19 protein-coding genes are annotated in these 18,021 nt (G+C 41.2%); 10 read left to right on the top strand and 9 right to left on the bottom strand.

Going from position 1 to position 18,021, the window contains the following annotated elements:
* The first annotated feature begins 219 nt into the window (after positions 1-219).
* Positions 220-1,143, top strand: a complete 924-nt coding sequence (locus V1502_RS19065) for an acetamidase/formamidase family protein (RefSeq protein WP_409252171.1) — start codon at positions 220-222, stop codon at positions 1,141-1,143.
* A gap of 365 nt (positions 1,144-1,508) precedes the next feature.
* Here V1502_RS19065 and V1502_RS19060 read toward each other — a convergent pair whose 3' ends face one another.
* The 4 genes from V1502_RS19060 to V1502_RS19045 form a co-directional block, all read right to left on the bottom strand.
* Positions 1,509-1,805, bottom strand: coding sequence for a hypothetical protein (locus V1502_RS19060; RefSeq protein ID WP_409252170.1), 297 nt, complete (start codon positions 1,803-1,805; stop codon positions 1,509-1,511).
* Between the two features lie 72 nt (positions 1,806-1,877).
* The gene (locus V1502_RS19055) at positions 1,878-3,638 is read right to left on the bottom strand and encodes a dihydroorotate dehydrogenase (protein ID WP_409252169.1); all 1,761 of its coding nucleotides are present in this window, start codon (positions 3,636-3,638) and stop codon (positions 1,878-1,880) included.
* 314 nt (positions 3,639-3,952) lie between these two features.
* Positions 3,953-4,873 carry a UDP-N-acetylmuramate dehydrogenase gene (gene murB, locus V1502_RS19050; RefSeq protein ID WP_409252168.1) on the bottom strand — a complete coding sequence of 307 codons (921 nt, stop codon included), beginning with the start codon at positions 4,871-4,873 and terminating at the stop codon, positions 3,953-3,955.
* Between the two features lie 245 nt (positions 4,874-5,118).
* Entirely contained in the window at positions 5,119-5,268 is a 150-nt protein-coding gene (locus V1502_RS19045) for a hypothetical protein (RefSeq protein WP_409252167.1), read from the bottom strand.
* Positions 5,269-5,451: 183 nt separating this feature from the next.
* Here V1502_RS19045 and V1502_RS19040 point away from each other — a divergent pair, with 183 nt between their 5' ends.
* The 6 genes from V1502_RS19040 (at position 5,452) to V1502_RS19015 (ending at position 10,285) form a co-directional block, all read left to right on the top strand.
* Positions 5,452-5,919, top strand: coding sequence for a hypothetical protein (locus tag V1502_RS19040; protein WP_409252166.1), 468 nt, complete (start codon positions 5,452-5,454; stop codon positions 5,917-5,919).
* Positions 5,920-6,003: 84 nt separating this feature from the next.
* Complete coding sequence (locus V1502_RS19035) at positions 6,004-6,138, top strand: hypothetical protein (protein WP_409252165.1); 135 nt, start codon at positions 6,004-6,006, stop codon at positions 6,136-6,138.
* Between the two features lie 358 nt (positions 6,139-6,496).
* Positions 6,497-7,738: an ABC transporter substrate-binding protein gene (locus tag V1502_RS19030; RefSeq protein WP_409252164.1), complete on the top strand. Its 1,242-nt coding sequence runs from the start codon at positions 6,497-6,499 to the stop codon at positions 7,736-7,738.
* A gap of 78 nt (positions 7,739-7,816) precedes the next feature.
* The gene (locus V1502_RS19025) at positions 7,817-8,698 is read left to right on the top strand and encodes a carbohydrate ABC transporter permease (protein WP_409252163.1); all 882 of its coding nucleotides are present in this window, start codon (positions 7,817-7,819) and stop codon (positions 8,696-8,698) included.
* Between the two features lie 28 nt (positions 8,699-8,726).
* Entirely contained in the window at positions 8,727-9,536 is an 810-nt protein-coding gene (locus V1502_RS19020; RefSeq protein WP_409252162.1) for a carbohydrate ABC transporter permease, read from the top strand.
* Positions 9,537-9,817: 281 nt separating this feature from the next.
* A complete protein-coding gene (locus tag V1502_RS19015; protein ID WP_409252161.1) occupies positions 9,818-10,285 on the top strand; it encodes an SRPBCC family protein in 468 nt (155 codons plus the stop codon).
* 105 nt (positions 10,286-10,390) lie between these two features.
* Here V1502_RS19015 and V1502_RS19010 read toward each other — a convergent pair whose 3' ends face one another.
* The 3 genes from V1502_RS19010 to V1502_RS19000 all read right to left on the bottom strand — a co-directional run bounded on the left by V1502_RS19010 (position 10,391) and on the right by V1502_RS19000 (position 12,768).
* Positions 10,391-11,557 (bottom strand): MFS transporter, encoded by a 1,167-nt coding sequence (locus V1502_RS19010; protein WP_409252160.1) that lies wholly within the window; start codon positions 11,555-11,557, stop codon positions 10,391-10,393.
* 386 nt (positions 11,558-11,943) lie between these two features.
* Positions 11,944-12,138, bottom strand: a complete 195-nt coding sequence (locus V1502_RS19005; RefSeq protein ID WP_409252159.1) for a hypothetical protein — start codon at positions 12,136-12,138, stop codon at positions 11,944-11,946.
* 87 nt (positions 12,139-12,225) lie between these two features.
* Positions 12,226-12,768 (bottom strand): STM3941 family protein, encoded by a 543-nt coding sequence (locus V1502_RS19000; protein WP_409252158.1) that lies wholly within the window; start codon positions 12,766-12,768, stop codon positions 12,226-12,228.
* Positions 12,769-13,093: 325 nt separating this feature from the next.
* Between V1502_RS19000 and V1502_RS18995 the strand changes: the two genes are divergently transcribed.
* Positions 13,094-13,624, top strand: coding sequence for a hypothetical protein (locus V1502_RS18995; RefSeq protein ID WP_409252157.1), 531 nt, complete (start codon positions 13,094-13,096; stop codon positions 13,622-13,624).
* Between the two features lie 189 nt (positions 13,625-13,813).
* On the opposite strand, the gene V1502_RS18990 is transcribed toward V1502_RS18995, so the two are convergent.
* Positions 13,814-13,936, bottom strand: a complete 123-nt coding sequence (locus tag V1502_RS18990) for a hypothetical protein (protein WP_409252156.1) — start codon at positions 13,934-13,936, stop codon at positions 13,814-13,816.
* A gap of 187 nt (positions 13,937-14,123) precedes the next feature.
* On the opposite strand from V1502_RS18990, the gene V1502_RS18985 reads away from it, so the two are divergent.
* Positions 14,124-15,020 (top strand): helix-turn-helix domain-containing protein, encoded by an 897-nt coding sequence (locus V1502_RS18985; RefSeq protein ID WP_409252155.1) that lies wholly within the window; start codon positions 14,124-14,126, stop codon positions 15,018-15,020.
* A 704-nt stretch (positions 15,021-15,724) separates the two neighbouring features.
* Here V1502_RS18985 and V1502_RS18980 read toward each other — a convergent pair.
* Positions 15,725-16,654: a LytR family transcriptional regulator gene (locus tag V1502_RS18980; RefSeq protein WP_409252154.1), complete on the bottom strand. Its 930-nt coding sequence runs from the start codon at positions 16,652-16,654 to the stop codon at positions 15,725-15,727.
* 234 nt (positions 16,655-16,888) lie between these two features.
* On the opposite strand from V1502_RS18980, the gene V1502_RS18975 reads away from it, so the two are divergent.
* Positions 16,889-17,845, top strand: coding sequence for a cell wall-binding repeat-containing protein (locus tag V1502_RS18975; RefSeq protein WP_409252153.1), 957 nt, complete (start codon positions 16,889-16,891; stop codon positions 17,843-17,845).
* Positions 17,846-18,021: the final 176 nt, after the last annotated feature.

The following is an 18,021-nucleotide window of genomic DNA, read 5'->3' as shown; positions in this document are numbered from 1 at the left end:
TCCTTTTCATTTAGGATTTTTATTTAAAAGGTTATTTACAGGACGTATACAAGAAAGAAAACGTCCTTACCCAGAGGGAAAATCCGGCGTCTGGGTTTTTCCGATAGCCACAATCTATAAATACCCTTCATTTATGGTAGATAAAAAGAAAGGATAGTGACCATACGAGGTCGAAAACAAATAGAGAAAGCTAAAAGTAACCGGAAAGAAGGGACTATATTGATAACCATTAACAAAGAAAATATTTTTTATTCATTCACGAAGGAAAATACTATTTCACATAGAGTGACTTCCGGCACAACCCTTGCCATTGAAACATGTGACTGCTTTCAGGACCAGATAACTTCAGAGGATACGGAACTGAAGGCGCTGGACTGGAATCAGATCAACCCGGCAACAGGTGCAGTCTATGTAGAGGGAGCTGAACCGGGTGATATTTTAAAAGTGAAGATCGAAAAAATTGAACTCGGAGATAAAGGGGTCATGATGGTCCAACCCGGGCTCGGAGTCATGGGGCACAGGATTGAGGAGTCCGAGGTGAAAATGATTCCGATCGATGGAAACAAAGCAGTTTTTAATGAGGATATCAGAGTTCCGCTGAATCCGATGATTGGGGTGATAGGAGTGGCGCCTGAAGACGGGGCTGTTTCCAATGGTACACCTGGAGCTCACGGAGGTAATATGGATACAAAACTAATAGCGGAAGGAAGTACTTTATATTTTCCAGTCTTCCAGGAAGGCGCGCTTTTCGGACTCGGTGATCTTCATGCAGCCATGGGAGACGGGGAAATCAGTGTCAGTGGTATCGAAATTCCAGGTAAAGTGACTGTGACCTTGGAAGTAGTAAAAGGGTCATCGATTCCGTATCCATTTGTAGAAACGAGCGAAGGACTTGCTGTTATTGTCTCTAAGGAAACAGTGGATGAAGCAGCCAAGAGTGCTGTTGAAATCATGATCGATACGATGCTGCCGCAAACGGATCTGACCCTGAATGAACTGACGATGTTATTCAGTGCAGCTGGTCAATCGCAAATCTCCCAAATCGTCGATCCGCTCATGACAGCCAGGTTCTTTGTACCGTGCTATTTAGTAGATAAGGTAGGAAAACCAGGGTTTCTGGGTGATGAGGACGAAGAAGTCTGAGGTTCTATTTAAAATAACTAGGCCGGCCATGACGGGGGCAAAAATTGTATTACTCAAGCACTCGGTTTCAGCATCGACCGCTGGCTGATGGCTTTAAGAATAAACAGTTTATCCTGAGGCGTAAGCATTCTCCAGCTTTTCACTTTAATCTTCATAAGAATCGCTCCTTTATTGGATTTTCGTTATGGATTTCTTGATGAAAAACTGGCCTAGTTTTTTTTCCTATTACGTTAATACCCAGGGCTAAACAAAATATAAACAACAAAAATTCCAACAATTTCCGAGGAAATATGTCGAAAGGATGAGGCGCCAGGTTCATTGTTCCCCAGTGTACCTGGACAAGGAACCTGGCCTTCTTCCGTTCTTCAATTAAATCTCCACACTACTTCATCCCAAAGATTATATAGTAAGCCGATACAAAGGAAGGAAATGATAAAAGCACTAACAGAAAGCAGCACTTTGGCTCTAGTTCGGAACCCGCAATGAGTAAACATCTTTCCAATTTTATTGGCGATCAAAAAAAACAAAGGGATAGTCATTACTAATGCAATGAAATCAGCTGAAGAAAAAGGGTGGCTGATATAGGCATCGGAGACGGTGCTTACCACTATAATCATAGAAAAAAGCCAAGACTGAAATAAGAAAAAACGAATTCTGCTCATACGAGGACTCCTTTTTTTGGGGAGGGACCAGGTTTATTGCCCTCCATCAAGTTAAAATCATGGTTCGAGAAATTACCTATCTGTACCTTTATGAAAATATTTATACGTTGTAAAGAGGCCGCCTATATAAAGCAGAATGGCAAAGTATGCAGGCAACAAGTGTATAAAGCTTGTATAGCCGATGGCAAAATGAACATAAATCCCGGCAATGAATGCTGGAAGTCCGCCTAAGAGGAACGTCCACCACATCCATTTGTTACCCTGATGAAAACCCCAAAGAGCCATTAATAGAACCAGGAGCCCCACACTCAATAAAGCACTGCCGAATCCTGCCCGGTCATGTGCAATCACCGGTATCAGCCTCTCATTGAAGGATTCCAGCATTTCAGGAGTCATACATAGATAGAGCAGGTCAGTCGGAACAAAGACTGAGGTGACGCCATACAGAGAAATGATGATTCCTCCCAAAACAAACGAAAAGCCCAGCAGGACAAAAAGGAATTGTCCAAACAAAGATACTTTCCATACACGGTGATTTCTTCGATTAGCAGAAGAGGGCGTCCCTCGAATCTCTTTTGTTTTGATAAAGCCAGCAATATAAAAGGGAAGCAGTACGAGCCAAAAGAGCAGATGCAGCCAATCAAAATAACCGAATCCGATGAAAGAAAAGATTCCCAGGAATCCCACGATGGCCGCCGTATCAGTGGCTTGCTTTGCCCATTTCAATCCATGCCTCACCCCATATTTGGCAAGGGTCATATAAACGATTCCGCCTGAAATCATGGTCCCTGCCAGTGTCATTCTGTCATGTGCCATGAATAACATAATCCGCTTATTATAAGTCCAAATGTCTTCCTTTTTCATCCCCAAAAACATTTCGTCATAAGGAAGGACAATAGAAGTGAGGCTGAAGACAAGAGCAAGAACGCCGCCAAGAAAAATGAATAAACCGAACAGCCAATAAGAAAACCAGCCGTTCTGTGGTAAGGGCGGCTCTTCTCTAGAGACCAGTGCTTCCTTAATCCTTTTTGTCAGGCCAGGACCTGCAAACACATAGCCCCCCGATAACATAACCAAGTCGGCCCCTGCAGCCAGCAGATCAATAGCATCCTGAGGTTCTATAACGGAGCCGGAGGTTAATATGGTTTTTGAAAAGCCACTTTTTCGCAATTGTTTAACGGTAAGCATCTTGTCCGTTGTGTAGTGTTCACCTAAGTCAAGGACGATACCGGAAAAGTGTTGAAGTTCATCAAGGGGTAGATGACTAGTGTCTGAGATTGAAAGGTAAATAGGTTTTTTTGATCTTAAGCCACAAGGTTTATCTACAATGAAACCATCCGCAATCCCCTCGAGTTGACCAACCATTGTCTGAAGTTCTGATGCAGTACCTGTAAGCCTTATGAAAATAGGCTGCTTTTTCTTGATGTTCCTTAACCGCTCAAGGACAAACTGCAGTTCATGGGATCCCCCTTCCGGAAATTGAATATGGGAGTTCTCGTAATCTACTAGAGGATCAGTAGGACATTTCAAGCCCATTAAAGAAACAGGTCCGACTTCAATAAATCCAAATCCTAAATTAGTAAACGCCTTTGTACCGGAAAGGAAAGGATCAATCTTACCAGAAAGGCCGACTGGATTGGAAAAAGTGATTCCATCTAATTGACGGGATAGGAACGGGGAGCTTTCTTCGCGGCCCAAAAAGTTGATGATATGATGGCCGAATGGCAGGGAAGCAATTCTGTTCATCCCTTTATGGATAAATTCCCGGGAAGTAACGGGTGATAGTTTAGTTAAAATAGGTTTAAAAACAACATGATAAGACCAATCAGGCATATCGGTTCCTCGCATTCTAAAAGGCTTCACTGATAGTTTACCATTTTCAATGAGGGCAGAAGGTGAAAATCAGATTTTAAGTAAGGTTAATTTATCCAATTAATGGAGGTTTTAGCAGTAGAGGGATGATATCTGCAGCATGTTAAGGAAAATCCCCTTGGCATCACACAGCAAGAAAACAGGACTAGAGAAAAAGGAAAAGAAAGAGGAAGAATAGATAGTCTGTTTAAGGAAAGAGAAGGACTTAAGTAATTAAAACTCACCTCAACAAAAAGCAAAAAACTGCATATCCCTGGGATACGCAGTTTTCAAAATCAATCTAGATCCTCACCGATAATCCTAACTTCTCGTTCAAGGTCAACATTGAACTTCTCTTTAACCGTCTTCTGAACATGCTCAATCAATGAGATATAATCCTTTGCTGTCGCATTGTCTTTGTTGACGATAAAACCTGCATGCTTGGTGGACACTTCGGCGCCGCCGATATTTTTCCCCTGCAGCTGACTGTCCTGAATCAGCTTTCCAGCGAAGTAGCCAGGAGGACGTTTGAAGACGGAACCGCAAGATGGATACTCAAGGGGCTGCTTGGATTCCCGCTTATAAGTCAGGTCATCCATGACAGCTTTGATTTCCTCGTATTCCCCCGGTTTCAGCTTAAATGTCGCCTCCAGCACAATATCGCCATTGTCAGGGATATTGCTCGTACGGTAGTCTAAATCAAGCTCAGCAGCCAATCGCTTCACTAGGTTGCCTTCCTTATCCACCACATAAGCATAATCAAGGACATCCTTAATTTCACCGCCATAAGCCCCGGCGTTCATATACAGGGCGCCGCCGACCGTTCCTGGGATCCCGCAGGCAAACTCAAGTCCGGATAAACTCTCAGCCAATGCCCGTCGGGAAGCATCAATGATTCGAGCTCCACTTTGAGCCACAAGCGTTGTTCCATCAGTTGAGATGTCATCAAGATGTTTCAGGTTGATGACAATCCCGCGGATGCCGCCATCCTTGATAATTAGATTTGAACCGTTCCCCAGAAGTGTAAAGGGAATATTCTCCTCATTAGAGAGCTTTACGACATTTTGAACTTCTTCATAGGTCGTAGGTGTGATGAAGAAATCCGCTTTCCCGCCAAGCTTTGTATAAAGGTGGTCCTTCAACATCTCATCGACTTTAATATTTTCTGTTTTAACAACTTCAAGCAATTTATCATGAATTTTTTTGTTATCGATCATAACCATCATTCCCATTTTAAGTTTTATTTCCGTTGCAGGTATATGACTTGCTCCTATAATTATATGCCTAATCCCGCCTAAAGTTAAACTTTTTGAGGGGAAGAAATTTTCAGGGCCTACCTTCTTCATCATAATATACACCGCTTGAAATGCAAATGGTAAAAGGACTCAGTTCAAAAATTGAAGGCAATGAACCATAAAAAAGATCAACTTCACCTGAAGAGTGAAATTGATCTCCTTAAGATTTATTCATCTATAACTTTTAAACGATGGTAATCAATTTTGTTCATAATCTTTTTCTTTAGATCTTCATCAAGGCAGCCTTCCAAAAGAGTCCTGTTATATCCCAGCATGAAATTGTGCCAAAAAGTATGAATCCTGGTTAACATTTTCAAACGAACAGCCTCCCTTAAGATGTTATAACCATTATATAAACATCTCTCCATCTGTATAAACACAAAGTGAAGAAAATTGGTCTTTAGTCATACAAAATATCCCCGTAATCAGGACAATTTAACTCATGGACATCCAGTGCCTGTCATAGGAATAAACCAAGGCACTTTATGAAGGAGAATACGATGCGGAGAAGAAATTCACCCCTTCCTCTAATTGCATTTGGGCTGTTCCTTATTTTTATCGTGGTACTTGTTCTGCGTTCTTGTGCAGGAGGCAGTTCACCGCCGGATTCACAGGAAAGCACCATTAAGCAATTTTACAAAAACGAACAAGACGGTGACTTCGGGAATGCCTGGGAACTGTTTCATCCGGAAATGAAAAAACGTTTCAGCAAATCCTCCTATATTCAAACGAAAAATCATGTCTTCTTTGGTCATATGGGGGTTGAAACGTTCAAAGTGAAAATCGGCGAGTTGGAAAAACTGGAAGAGTGGAAAATGGCAAAGGACGGTCCGGTTTTCAAAGATGTGAAAGTGGCAGAGGTGACCATGACCTACAACAGCCAGTTCGGTCTGATGCAGATCAAACAGGTGTGCTATGTCATCTTGGATAAAGGACAATGGAAAATAGCCTGGGACTATCATTTTTAATTTGAAATTTTTTAGAAAAACAGGTTTTGAGATCTTACGGACGGGTATCTAGAAACTAGATTTTTAATAGGAGGGTGAGAGACTGTGTCAATGTTATTTATGAAAGCACGCGAGATGTTTGAACAGGATGCCAAACGAGTAGAGAAGAACGGCGAAGATTTATCGGCCAACCGCGTATATCGCAGCAAACCTTCACCCATGGGCTTCAAAAAGAAATAACCATTAATCTTGTGACAATAACCAGCCCATAATGGACTGGTTCTTTTTTTAGGATAAATTTGTCAGATTGGATATTTTTTTGAAAATTTATGTTTTAAAAGAGTGAAAGCCGGGTAATGAGGTAATTAAGCGACTGGCAAGTAGGAGAAGTTTGCTTCATATTTCACTATATTCTTACATAAAAAACTTGTCGGATGATGAAGGGAAAGGGGGACAGAGTCTTATCTAACTGACTGAGCGCTCAGTCAACTTTGTTCAGATTGATTTTTCTATTAATCTCTAACTTTGTAAAACGTTTTCATTGCTTAATATCACATTACCCAGATAAATAAACAATAAACAAAAAGGGGTTGTCGAAATGAAAAGGAAGCTATCATTCCTATTAATGTTCGTTCTTATGATTTCAAGTGTCCTGGCAGGGTGCTCTTCTTCAGAGAGCGGGTCCGCCAGCGGGAAAACAGAATTAAGCTTTATTCACTGGCGCGGGGAAGACTCTGAAGCTTTTAAAGAGCTGATCAGCCGTTTTGAAGAAGAAAATCCCGATATCAAAGTGGAAATGACGGTCTATCCTTCAGAAAAATATCAATCTACTGCCCAGACCCTTCTTCGAGATGGGTCCACAGGTGATGTCTTTACTGCATTCCCGGGGTCTCAATTCGAAATCATCAAGAAAGCGGGTCTTTTTGAAGATTTAACTGGAGAAGAACTTGTTGGAAACTTTAATGAAAACCTCCTGGCTGCCGGCCAATCTGACGGAAAACAGCTGGCTCTGCCGCTGCAATTGGTCTATAACCAGCCGGTGTATAATAAAACGTTGTTCGACGAGCTTGGACTGGAGCCTGCACAAGATTGGGAAGGTTTCCTGGAGCTTTGCGAAACGTTGAAAGAAAACGGCTATACGCCTATTGCATTTCCTGGAGCTGACATTGGACCAGGCCAGATGATGAACTCTATGATGATGAACAATGCGCCTGAAGGAGTCTTTGGTGAATTGATGAATGGAGAAACTGAATTGACCGACGAGTGGTGGGTCAAAACACTGGCTCAATTCCAGGAGTTAATGGATAAAGGCTATATCGGCGAAGATGCCCTTGGCATGAAACATGAAGGTGCGATTGCGCAGGTTGCTCAGGAAGAAGCGGCCATGCTGGCATCAGGGTCTTACGCTATGGCCAATGTGAAAGAATTGAATCCGGATATCGAGCTGGGTCTGCTGGCACCAATTACTGTATCTGCCGACGAAGCAGAATATGAAGGTATCCATACGACTACATTCATGCTTGCCGTGAACAGCATGTCTCAAAATAAAGAAGAAGCGAAGAAGTTCATAGACTTCCTGTCTCAGCCGGAAAACGCAGAGTATTATGCGAATGAAACCGGCCAGTTCCTGACGATTCCGGGAGTCAACTATGAATCAGAGTCATTGAAAGCAGCTGCCGGCTGGATGGATAAAAACACACGTTTTCAGCCTCGTTACCTGATTCCTGATGCTGACGTAGAGAAGGCGGTCATTGCTTCCATCCAAAACGTACTTAGCGGAGAAGATCCGGAAGCAGCGGCACAGCAAGCGCAGGAAATCGTGAACCAAAAAATACAATAATTTTTTAGCGGGAGAGAGGGACGTAGCTCTCTCTCTTCCTATTAGATTATGTTTTTGGAGTTTTAAGGAGGGGGTTCCATGGATCTAAAGAAAAATAAAGCACTGTATCTGTTTGTTTTGCCGGGTCTAATACTGTATTCAATCTTTTTCATTTACCCGACACTAAGTGCGCTGTTCTACTCTTTCACAGATTGGGACGGGCTGACACCAGATTATAATTTTGTCGGAGTGGATAATTACATAAATATTTTCACAAACGATTCGATTTTTGTTAAAGCATTCGGGAATAACTTGAAGTTCATGCTGTTCGTGGTGATCTTTCAAACTGCTTTTTCATTATTGTTCGCTCTCTACCTCGTTAAAAACACCAAGACGAACATCTTTTTAAGGGCTCTATATTTCTTCCCAACGATCTTATCATCCGTATCGGTGGCGTTCATCTGGTCATTTGTCTATGACCCGAACCTCGGGATTTTAAATACCTTGCTAGAAAAGGCGAATTTGGAGGCTCTGACCCATAACTGGCTGGGGGATCAGGATATAGCGATCTTCTCGATTGCCGTTGTGCAGGTCTGGATGCATACCGGGCAAATGCTCATCATCTTTGTTGCGGGTCTGCAGAATATCCCGGAGGACCTATATGAAGTTGCAAAAATTGAGGGAGCTTCCAGGTGGCAGCGATTCCGCTTCGTGACATGGCCGCTTGTGGCACCGGCAGCAACTATCGTTATTGCCTATACCACCATCCAGTCCTTCAAAGCGTTTGACCTCATCTTTGCCATGACGCGTGGAGGTCCGAACTATTCAACCGAAATCCTTGCGACACTGATCTACTCGACAGCGTTCCGAAGCTTTAAGTTCGGTTATGCTTCAGCAGAATCCGTCATTTTCATGATAGTCATTGCCATCATTACAATCGTTCAATTTAAACTGCTTCGTTCCGATAAAGCGGCGAGCTAGTGAGAAAAAGTAAAGGAGGGAAAAGCTCTTGAAGCTGACAAAAGGCGTTTTGACCATTATCTATGCCTTGCTCATCATTATTCCGGTTGTCGCCATCTTCTTTGCGACATTCAAATCCAATGCGGAAATGTACCAGGATGTATTGGGGCTTCCGGGAAGTTTTGACTTTGTTAATTACATAACAATGTTTGCCGAAGAGTCTATGAGTACCTACTTCTGGAACAGTGTAATTGTCACGCTGTTTGCCGTAAGTATGACTTTGTTCTTCTCAAGCTTGATTGCCTTTGCCATCACACGCATGTCGGGCTGGCCGGGAAGAATTCTGTTCGGGCTCTTCACACTAGGGATGATGGTACCGGCTCAGGTGAACATGATCCCGCTCTACCAACTTGTTTTTGATCTGGGGCTGACGAACAGTCTGACCGGATTGATCTTAGTCAACACGGCGGTAACGACACCGGTGGCCGTCTTCATTCTAACCGGATTCATGAAATCCCTTCCGAGTTCGCTGTTCGAGGCCAGCCGGATCGACGGTGCCTCCCACTGGCAGATGTACGCGAAAGTCGCCATCCCGTTGTCACTGCCATCCATTTCGGCTACAGCAATTTTTCTGTTCGTTATGGTGTGGAACGATCTATTGTATCCATTGCTTTTCATTACTGATAAGGATTATAAAACACTGCCGCTCGCCCTGCTTGAATTTCAGGGTGAGTACATGACGAATTATCCGATGCTCTTCACCGGAGTAATTATTGCATCAGCTCCGATGGTCATCGCGTATATCTTCTTGCAGCGTTATTTCGTGGCCGGTATGATGGCTGGGTCGGTGAAAGGGTAAAAACCTGGGGGTTTCCTCAGGTTTTTTCTTTTGGATGAATTAAGATATGTGGAGGTTGGTTGTCTGGATGTATGAGTTGTTAATAGAAGGGGGATTTTTGTTGATAGAAGTGTGAAAGTTGTTGATAGAACGCCCGAACTTGTTAATAGGATTAAGAAGTTGTTAATGGAACGCTCGATAATGCCGATAGACCACCAATTTTGGCTTCAATATGATTGAGTACACTCATTTAGTGGTTAAGTATAAAATAGTAATAAAGGATTTTAAAAGGGGAATAACCAATGCCGATTATTGAGCATCAACTATTTATAAAAGCACCTATTGAAATTTGCTTTGACCTTGCAAGAAACGTAGACATCCATACGCAAACTACCTCGCATACCAAGGAAAGAGCGGTTGGCGGAGTAACGGAAGGATTACTAGAAGAAGGCGATATGGTCACTTGGGAAGCCGTTCACTTTGGGATTAAACAAAGGCTGACTGCCAAAGTTACAGTAATGGAGAGACCCAGCAAACTCGTCGACATAATGGTCAAAGGTGCTTTCCACTCTTTTGAACACACGCACCAATTCATCGAAGAAGCAGGCGGCACCCTTATGATCGACCGCTTTCAGTATAAGTCTCCTCTTGGCCCATTGGGGACCCTCGCAGATAAGCTTTTTTTAGAAAAGTATATGAGAAACTTCATCGCTTCCCGGGCAAATGTATTGAAGGAGATAGCAGAGGAAGGGCAGGGCTCTCCTGGATAAAAAGGATAGTATTTTTCATAGAGTTGTTGATAGAATGGTTCAACTCGTTGATAGAAAAATCCACTAATCAAAAAACCAGCCCATCAAAGGACTGGATCGGTAAATTTAATGAAAAACCTTCTGAACAACAGGCTTCCTTTCATATTTAGCAAACATATATCCTCCAAGCACTACTGCCGGAATCACGACAACCGCCATGCCAAGGAAGGCATATCCTGGCGCATAATCGTATAAAAATCCACCGACAAAGGTTAAGACAGCGGTGCTTAACCCGGAGCCTAAAGCAGTATAAACACCCTGGGCAGCAGGCAAGTCTTTGCTTTCCAGCTCTTCATAAATCAGCCTCATGAACGCATAATGAGTAAGTCCGAACGTGAAGGCGTGGAGAAGTTGTGTAGCCATGAACACACCGACACTAGGGAACAAGAACAGCATCATCCATCTCAGAATGGCGGCCAATCCCGCCGTCATAAACATGATGGAGATGGAGCGGCCTTTTAAAAACTTATCAGAAAAGGCAAAGAACAGGATCTCCGCAATGATGGCAATGTTAAGCATGACACCAATGTAAATGTTACTTACATTGAGTTCTTTCAAATAGAGCACACCATAGTTGTAGTAGGCAGCGTGCGTCCCCAATGTAAAGATCACAATTCCCATCGCCAGGATGAATTTCTTTGATTTCAACAGACTGCGGTAAGAGAGTTTCTCCTGTCCGCGAGGTTCACTCATGGAGGCAGGGAGTTTTGTAAATGACGTCAAGAGAATCATGATGACACCTGCAAACATTATATAAATGATGGCACCCTCACTGAAAATGGATGTAATGAACCCTGCCAGGAGCAAGGCACTCGTATACCCTATCGATCCCCAAGACCTGCTTTTACCGTAATCGATATGATCCTTTTTCATCATAACCGCGGCCATGCTTTCAACCAATGGCATCAGCATCGGGTAGACAAGACTGAAGAGAACCATGCAGGCTAACATTCCAATGAGAGAACTGATTGGGAAGAACAGTATAAGTGTAATGCTGGAAACCAGCGCTATAATCCGGGCGAGCTTTCCGAGCGGAAATCGCTGACTGAGTGTCGGGAACAAATAAAAACTTGAAAACGAGCGGGCAATCATGCCGGCAGCGACAAGAGAAGAAGCGGTAGCAATTGAAAATCCTTTGCTTTCCACGAGCCATGCTGTCCAATACGGAATAAAAATGCCCCAGGTAAACATGATGACAAAGAACTGAATGGACAGCCAAGATTGTTTCTTCATATAAAGAAGGGATCCCCCTTATGTATAGTAAGTTTTACAGATTATTGTATATTCAAGGAGACATTATACGCCTGTCCGGAAGGGGATACAAGAGGTAATTTAGCGAGATTGGTAGATGAGGACGCTTACACCCTGGTCTATTAACCACAAAAAATATATCCTTCAGCACTTTAAAGCACTAAGAGGGACAGTCCCTCTTAGTGCTTTAAAGTGCTGAAGTGTTCAGTTCAACCAATCACTTTCAATACTATTAATAGAAGGGGTCAAGGGGAACACTGAAGGGACTGGTGAATGGGTACACTGTACTAGCACTACTTTTTGGAGATAAGGGACCTGTTTCACCCGGAGAATACTTCTTCAGGGAGAAGATCATTATCCATCCTGCCTTATTCCTTATCACGATTCTTCTTCCGGAGAAAGTACAAATAAAAATAATAAAGTGACAGAGTACCGACCGTGGATAGGGGAAGAAAGACTGCAGCTAAACTTCCTTCGGGACTATAGAGGTAAATAGCGGCAGCAATACTATAAATGAAGCCGGCTACACATGTACCCAAAATAAAAAACCGATTCCGTTCCATCCTCATCATCTCCTAAAGGAACATATAATCAAAAAGGAAGGTTCTCCTGCTTAGGTTATATGTGAGAACGTCCTTTTCCATTAAAAACTAATCAGCGGGATAATAAAAATAAAACTCTTTATATTCCTTGATTATGTTTGTAAGATTTTCTGGTGATACTGCAAGTGGTGCAAGGGGAAGGGAGAAATAAGGAATGCCCATCTTCGAATTAGGCTTAATCAGCATCCTCATAAATAAAGACTTTCTCTTTAAGTATTTCTCTTCATCTTTTAAAACATATCCCCATTGGAGAACCTTGCTCTGGGTATATGGATAAAATCCTAGAAAATCTTCCCATAAAATCAGTTCGTCCAGACTGAAAGGGGTCGTTTTATCAATAATCCCCTGCTCATTGAAGATGAGGGCCGGTTTGCTTGAGACCAAACGGCTAAAGCCAAAAAAGAACATAACCGCTCCGAATAGTAAAAAGAAGCACAAAGCCCAAAAAAAGATTGCATCATTCCAAATCTCAAAGGCTGGAAGAGGCCTCAGAGCATAAAACACGAACAATAGAAGGCTAATAATACCGGTGGATATCAGTAATAAAATAAATGCGTTTTTCTTAGAATAATAGATATATGTCTCTTCCATAAAGTTATAGACTCTCCTAATAAGTTTTCCTCCTTATTTTAGCATAAGGAATGAAACGAGAACCCTATGAGTTACGGTAATTGCCCTTCTAAACAAGTAATAGTTAGGGAAGTATTCCTAAAAAGCAAGAGCCCAGTGGCAGTGTTCTCCCCGCTGTATTGTGTAATCTTGGCGCCAGTTTCTTATCTGTCCGGCCAAGGGTAGCGGATATATAAATTTTTATAGAAGCTCTATAATGTAACAGCATTTACCGTTAATTAATTGAAATGTGCCAAAGTATCTGTCCGTTAATCTCTGCTATACTGATACTGAAGGAGGAATACACTTGAATAAATCCATGATTTTAAACGTCTTTGTCCTCTCTGTTTTGCTCACAATCATCTTCATATCGTTATCCAGTATGCCTGTTAAAATTTTTCTGGCGGTCTTTTCATCTTTATTCTTCATCCCGATTGTCAGAGGCAAGCTTATCAAACGAATGATCGCCATAGTTATAGCCTGTCCGGTTGCAACGCTGCTCTATTATTTTATTTATTGGCTCATCACTTCGTCGGAAAGCGGGCAATTTACAGATTGGTGGGGAGCGATATGGGCAACCATGGGAATCACCTTTTTTATCTATATAGCAATAGGAATCCCGTACTCACTGGGTGTGGATTATGTAGCGAGGAGATTGGAATTGACGCCAAAATCAACGTACCTCTTAAGATTGGCCCTTTATGGTGTGGCAGCTGTCCTGTTGGCTTTGCTCTTAGACGGGGGCATGTCATTTCTGACTATGAGTATATATGTGTATAGTTATTATCATATCCTGCTGTTCATAGAGAAAAGAAACATACAACACTCTGGCGATTAAAAAGAAAGGAACAGAGGAGGAGTTTAATTTCCATAACTTACATTAAAAGAAGAGCAACATCATTAAAGGAGCAATATTCCCGAAAGAATATGCTTAAAAAGGTATTTTCACTTATAATAAAGATATGAAAAAAAGCACTTCTCAATTGGAAGCGCTCTTGCTTATTACAAAAGGTTAAATTAGCAATAATTAGTATACTGTTGGAAGTTCAGACTGTTGAGGAGTTGCTTCATTTGCTGAAGCGCTTCCCATTACACCAGCACCGAACAATAGGAATGAAGCAGCAAGCACTACCATTAATTTTTTCTTCATTGGTAAATCCTCCTTTTAATTGGTATGATAATTCAATAAGATTATCTGTACTCTTATTTAACCACATCTTAAAAATTCGTGCATTCGCCAATTTCGGGCTTTTGAAAGCTTTTTCGAGCAAATAATATACTAAATTAGCTATTTTCGCAAAAAATATAACTATAGGAATATTTAGGGGAGATGGAAGATGGATTTTTCAGCTGTGGGTAAAAAAATCAGGGAGTTACGAAAAAATATTGGCTTATCACAAGAAGAGCTATCAGAAGGAATTTGTACTCAAGCTCAAATAAGCAAAATTGAAAAAGGTGATGTGTATCCATATGCATCTACTTTATATTTAATCTCCCAGAAGCTTGGCGTGGATGTCAATCATTTCTTTGACATAGGAATGACTCCTAGGCTGGATTATGTACAAGAGGTAAAAAGACAGCTGATAATGTCACGTCGGAATTTAGACTATAAAGAGATGAAGCAGGTAGTGGAAACCGAGCTTCATAATCCGCTATTTACGCTGAATAAAAAGAACTTGCAGCTGCTTCTATGGCACAAGGGGATTTATCAATATGAACTGGAGAAAGATACAGATACTGCGTTAGAGACATTGTTTTCATCTATTCAGTTAACACACCAATCTAATAAATATTGGTCAGAGCGTGAAATTGAAATTATGTTAACAATTGGTGCAATTCACTTTGAAGAGGATGATCTTGAGGAAGCTCTGAAGGTATATAAAAACATAAAACAATATATTAATACGATTCCTTATTTGACAGACTATACGATTAAAACCCGACTCTATTACAATTATGCCCGTACACTAACCAGATGTAAAGAGTATAAAGAATCTAATACTTATTGTGCTGCAGGGATAAACTGGTGTATAGAAAAGGACAATCTCTATTTTTTAGGCGAGCTGCATTATCACATGGGTTATAACTTTGAGTTGTTAGGAGACTTGGAGACAGGCTTACAATTTATGAAAAAAGCCTTAACTGTCTTTGAACTCCAACAGGATGAAAAGTACAGTAACTTTATTAAAGAGAAAATAAAAAGTCTTGAAAAAAAATATAATGAACGTCCCTAATTATCGGGCGAAGCGTGTGGGTGCGTATGCAAAAAAACAGACTAAGCAAAAGGAACACCATATAGTTATTGCGTATTCATTAATAATGATATTTTCATCAAAAAGGCATAGAGGAAATTTTCCTCTATGCCTATCTTTTTTTAGTTGATTAACTCTGTTAAAATGCCGTGACCAACGCTAAGAATCCATAGAAGGCTATATATTAAACCACCGTGTAAAAGCGGCTTATAGATGAATTCCTTCCAGTTGGAAAAGTACTTAAATGAAAAAGCAAAATAGAATGTACTAAATATGGCCATAACTGACCATAGGAACAACATAAAAACAGGAAGGGCACTCCATCCAGAAATCAATGCTAAACAAGTAGTTACTAGTCCATTTAGTAAAAATACAAATACGTTCATTATAAGTAGTTTCATAATTTCCCCACCTGGCTATTATTTTGTAACCGTTTAAAACTAACCGGCCCCGAAATAGCAAATATTATTGTATATAACTGAATTTTATCATAATCTTTGGATGTACTTAGTTATAAACTTTTTTCACTTTCTGTGAAATGGTAAGTGAATATATAGGGAATACAGTGGAAAAATTTCAGGAAAACTAATTGAACAACAAAAAACGCACGGTGAATTTCGTAGTGAAATCCCGTGCGTTTAACTGTAATAATAAATTGTTTCTCCTTCAGAATTATATAGGAAAAACTATATCTCCAAATGCTCTTTCAGTGTCTGCTGAACCGCAGCTTGCTCTTCTTGCGGAACCATGAAGTAATAAATACCGTCAATGGTTGTGCCACTTCCAGAAATTTGAGACTGTTGAATATCTTTTGTGGCCGATTTGTAGTTTTTCTGAATGTCTACCATTTCATCGAAAGTTAAATTTGTCTTTACATTTTCCCCAATGGCACTAAAGATGTCTCCGTAATTCCAAAGAGAGGAAATGCTGGCGCCTTCTTTAATGACAGCCTGTATAATTTTACGCTGACGTTCCTGACGTCCGAAATCGCCGCGGGGATCGTTTTTCCTCATTTGCACATAACTCATTGCTTCTTCACCATTCAGGTTAATTTCCCCGACCGGATAGTTATGTCCGCCGTAAGAGAAGTCCAATTGATTGTTAACAGTAACACCGCCAACCGCATCAACAATATCCTTGAAGCCATCCATATTGATCTTTGCATAATAATCAATTGGGATATCGAGGAAGTTCTCTACTGTATCCATGGCCATTTCCACTCCGCCAAAAGCGTAGGCATGATTAATTTTGTCCTGGTAGCCTTTCCCGATGATTTCTACACGAGTATCGCGGGGAATGCTGATCATTTTTGTTGTCTTGTCGTTAGGATTAACCGTTACAACAATTATCGTATCAGAACGTCCTCTGTCTCCTTGACGTTCATCCACACCCAGTAATAGGACTGAAAACGGTTCTTTTCTATCTACTTCCACTTTTTTCTGACGTTTATCAGATTTTTCCCGATCTATCGTTTGGTGCATATCAGAAGCGGTTTTATTGATAGAGTGATAGATGGAATAAATGTAACCTCCGCCTGCAAGCACAAGCAGAAGGACAATGATGCCAAATATCTTCAAGCCTTTGCGGCTTTTCTTTTCATGTTTGTCTGATCTCAAAGAGTTTCCCACCTAAAGTTTTTTATTTTGTAGACATAAGTAAAATATACTAAATTCCTGTCGAAAAGGAAATACCCTCTCAAAAATATTTATCCAGCTTTTGTAAGCGGAAATATAAGGAAACAATGGTTCTAATAGATAGAGTCGTTAAATACAATAGTTTAAAAGAAAGAGATTAATGGTAAAGAATCTTTAAACATTTATCGTTCAATAAAAGAAGAAAGGGGCCTCTCAGTGATCAAAATCAAGGCGGCAATTTATCTGATTGCTTTCATTCTATTACTCAGTTTGATGCCAAGAGAAGCAGGAGCGACACCAGAGGAGCGGTTGGCTGGGGAAAATCGCTATGAGACGGCGGCCATCCTCTCACAGGTAGTGTGGCCGAATGGTGCAGAGCAAGTGGTATTAGCAAGAGGTGACGATTTTGCCGATGCATTGGCAAGTACACCTTTTGCGGCGAAAATTAAGGGGCCAGTTCTATTAACTCAAAGAGGAAAACTGCCCGAGGTGACGAAAGAAGAGATAAATCGTCTCGGTGCCAAAAAGGTCTGGGTCATGGGCGGAAAAAACGCTATCTCAAACAATGTTATTTCCGAGCTTCAACAACAGAACCTGCAAGTGGAAAGGGTATCTGGAGTCGATCGAACAGAAACCGCTCTCAAGATTGCCCGTAAAGTGGGAACCGCTCAGCAAGAAGCAATAGTGGTCAATAAAAAGCAGTTTCCGGATGCCATTGCAGTGGGTCCCTATGCAGCATTGAAAGGGATACCGATCCTTTTAACGGATAAGGACAAGCTAAGTCATGATAATAAGGAATTTTTAAAGAAAGTTAAAAAAACATATTTCATTGGAGGGAAGGCAGTTCTGTCTGACGGCCTTATGGAGGAAGTCCCAAACGCAGAAAGAATTGCCGGAGAAAGTCGCTATGTTACTTCCGTTCGGATTGCCGAAAGATTTTTCCCGTATGCAGATTACCCTGTGATCGCTACTGGTGAATATTTTGCCGACGGATTGACAGGCTCTCTGCTGGCGGCAAAACGAGGGCAGCCTATTCTTCTGGTTCAGCACTATAATGTGGATGATTCTGTGAAACGGTTCTTCTATTATAATAACGTCAGCAACTACACCGTTTTAGGCGGATATAACGCCGTACACCAATACATCTACTCAAAATTAGTGGAAGGAAGATAATAAAGGCTGTTTTAGTATACTTGTTGCTTTCGGAAAGATCCCAATTTCCGGATTTTTCCCCTGGGTAAAAGGTTTTTCTCTCTGAACAGGGAACGTAGCTCTTTTCTTTCTTGGTTACCAGGATATTTCCTGTGAATTAGGACTATACTTTAAAATTCATATCAAATAGCAACAAA

The sequence above is a fragment of the Rossellomorea sedimentorum genome (assembly GCF_046237645.1).
GTDB lineage: Bacteria > Bacillota > Bacilli > Bacillales > Bacillaceae_B > Rossellomorea > Rossellomorea sedimentorum.
The sequence above is the reverse complement of the archived record's forward strand: the minus strand, read 5'-3'. Positions and strand labels throughout refer to the sequence as shown.

What these genes read in the sequence shown, in the direction of transcription:
- V1502_RS19060 (WP_409252170.1), bottom strand. Translation starts at nt 1,805, where the DNA reads ATGAGCAGAATTCGTTTTTTCTTATTTCAGTCTTGGCTTTTTTCTATG.
- V1502_RS19055 (WP_409252169.1), bottom strand. Translation starts at nt 3,638, where the DNA reads ATGCCTGATTGGTCTTATCATGTTGTTTTTAAACCTATTTTAACTAAA.
- murB (WP_409252168.1), bottom strand. Translation starts at nt 4,873, where the DNA reads ATGATCGATAACAAAAAAATTCATGATAAATTGCTTGAAGTTGTTAAA.
- V1502_RS19040 (WP_409252166.1), top strand. Translation starts at nt 5,452, where the DNA reads ATGCGGAGAAGAAATTCACCCCTTCCTCTAATTGCATTTGGGCTGTTC.
- V1502_RS19030 (WP_409252164.1), top strand. Translation starts at nt 6,497, where the DNA reads ATGAAAAGGAAGCTATCATTCCTATTAATGTTCGTTCTTATGATTTCA.
- V1502_RS19025 (WP_409252163.1), top strand. Translation starts at nt 7,817, where the DNA reads ATGGATCTAAAGAAAAATAAAGCACTGTATCTGTTTGTTTTGCCGGGT.
- V1502_RS19015 (WP_409252161.1), top strand. Translation starts at nt 9,818, where the DNA reads ATGCCGATTATTGAGCATCAACTATTTATAAAAGCACCTATTGAAATT.
- V1502_RS19010 (WP_409252160.1), bottom strand. Translation starts at nt 11,557, where the DNA reads ATGAAGAAACAATCTTGGCTGTCCATTCAGTTCTTTGTCATCATGTTT.
- V1502_RS19005 (WP_409252159.1), bottom strand. Translation starts at nt 12,138, where the DNA reads ATGGAACGGAATCGGTTTTTTATTTTGGGTACATGTGTAGCCGGCTTC.
- V1502_RS19000 (WP_409252158.1), bottom strand. Translation starts at nt 12,768, where the DNA reads ATGGAAGAGACATATATCTATTATTCTAAGAAAAACGCATTTATTTTA.
- V1502_RS18990 (WP_409252156.1), bottom strand. Translation starts at nt 13,936, where the DNA reads ATGAAGAAAAAATTAATGGTAGTGCTTGCTGCTTCATTCCTATTGTTC.
- V1502_RS18985 (WP_409252155.1), top strand. Translation starts at nt 14,124, where the DNA reads ATGGATTTTTCAGCTGTGGGTAAAAAAATCAGGGAGTTACGAAAAAAT.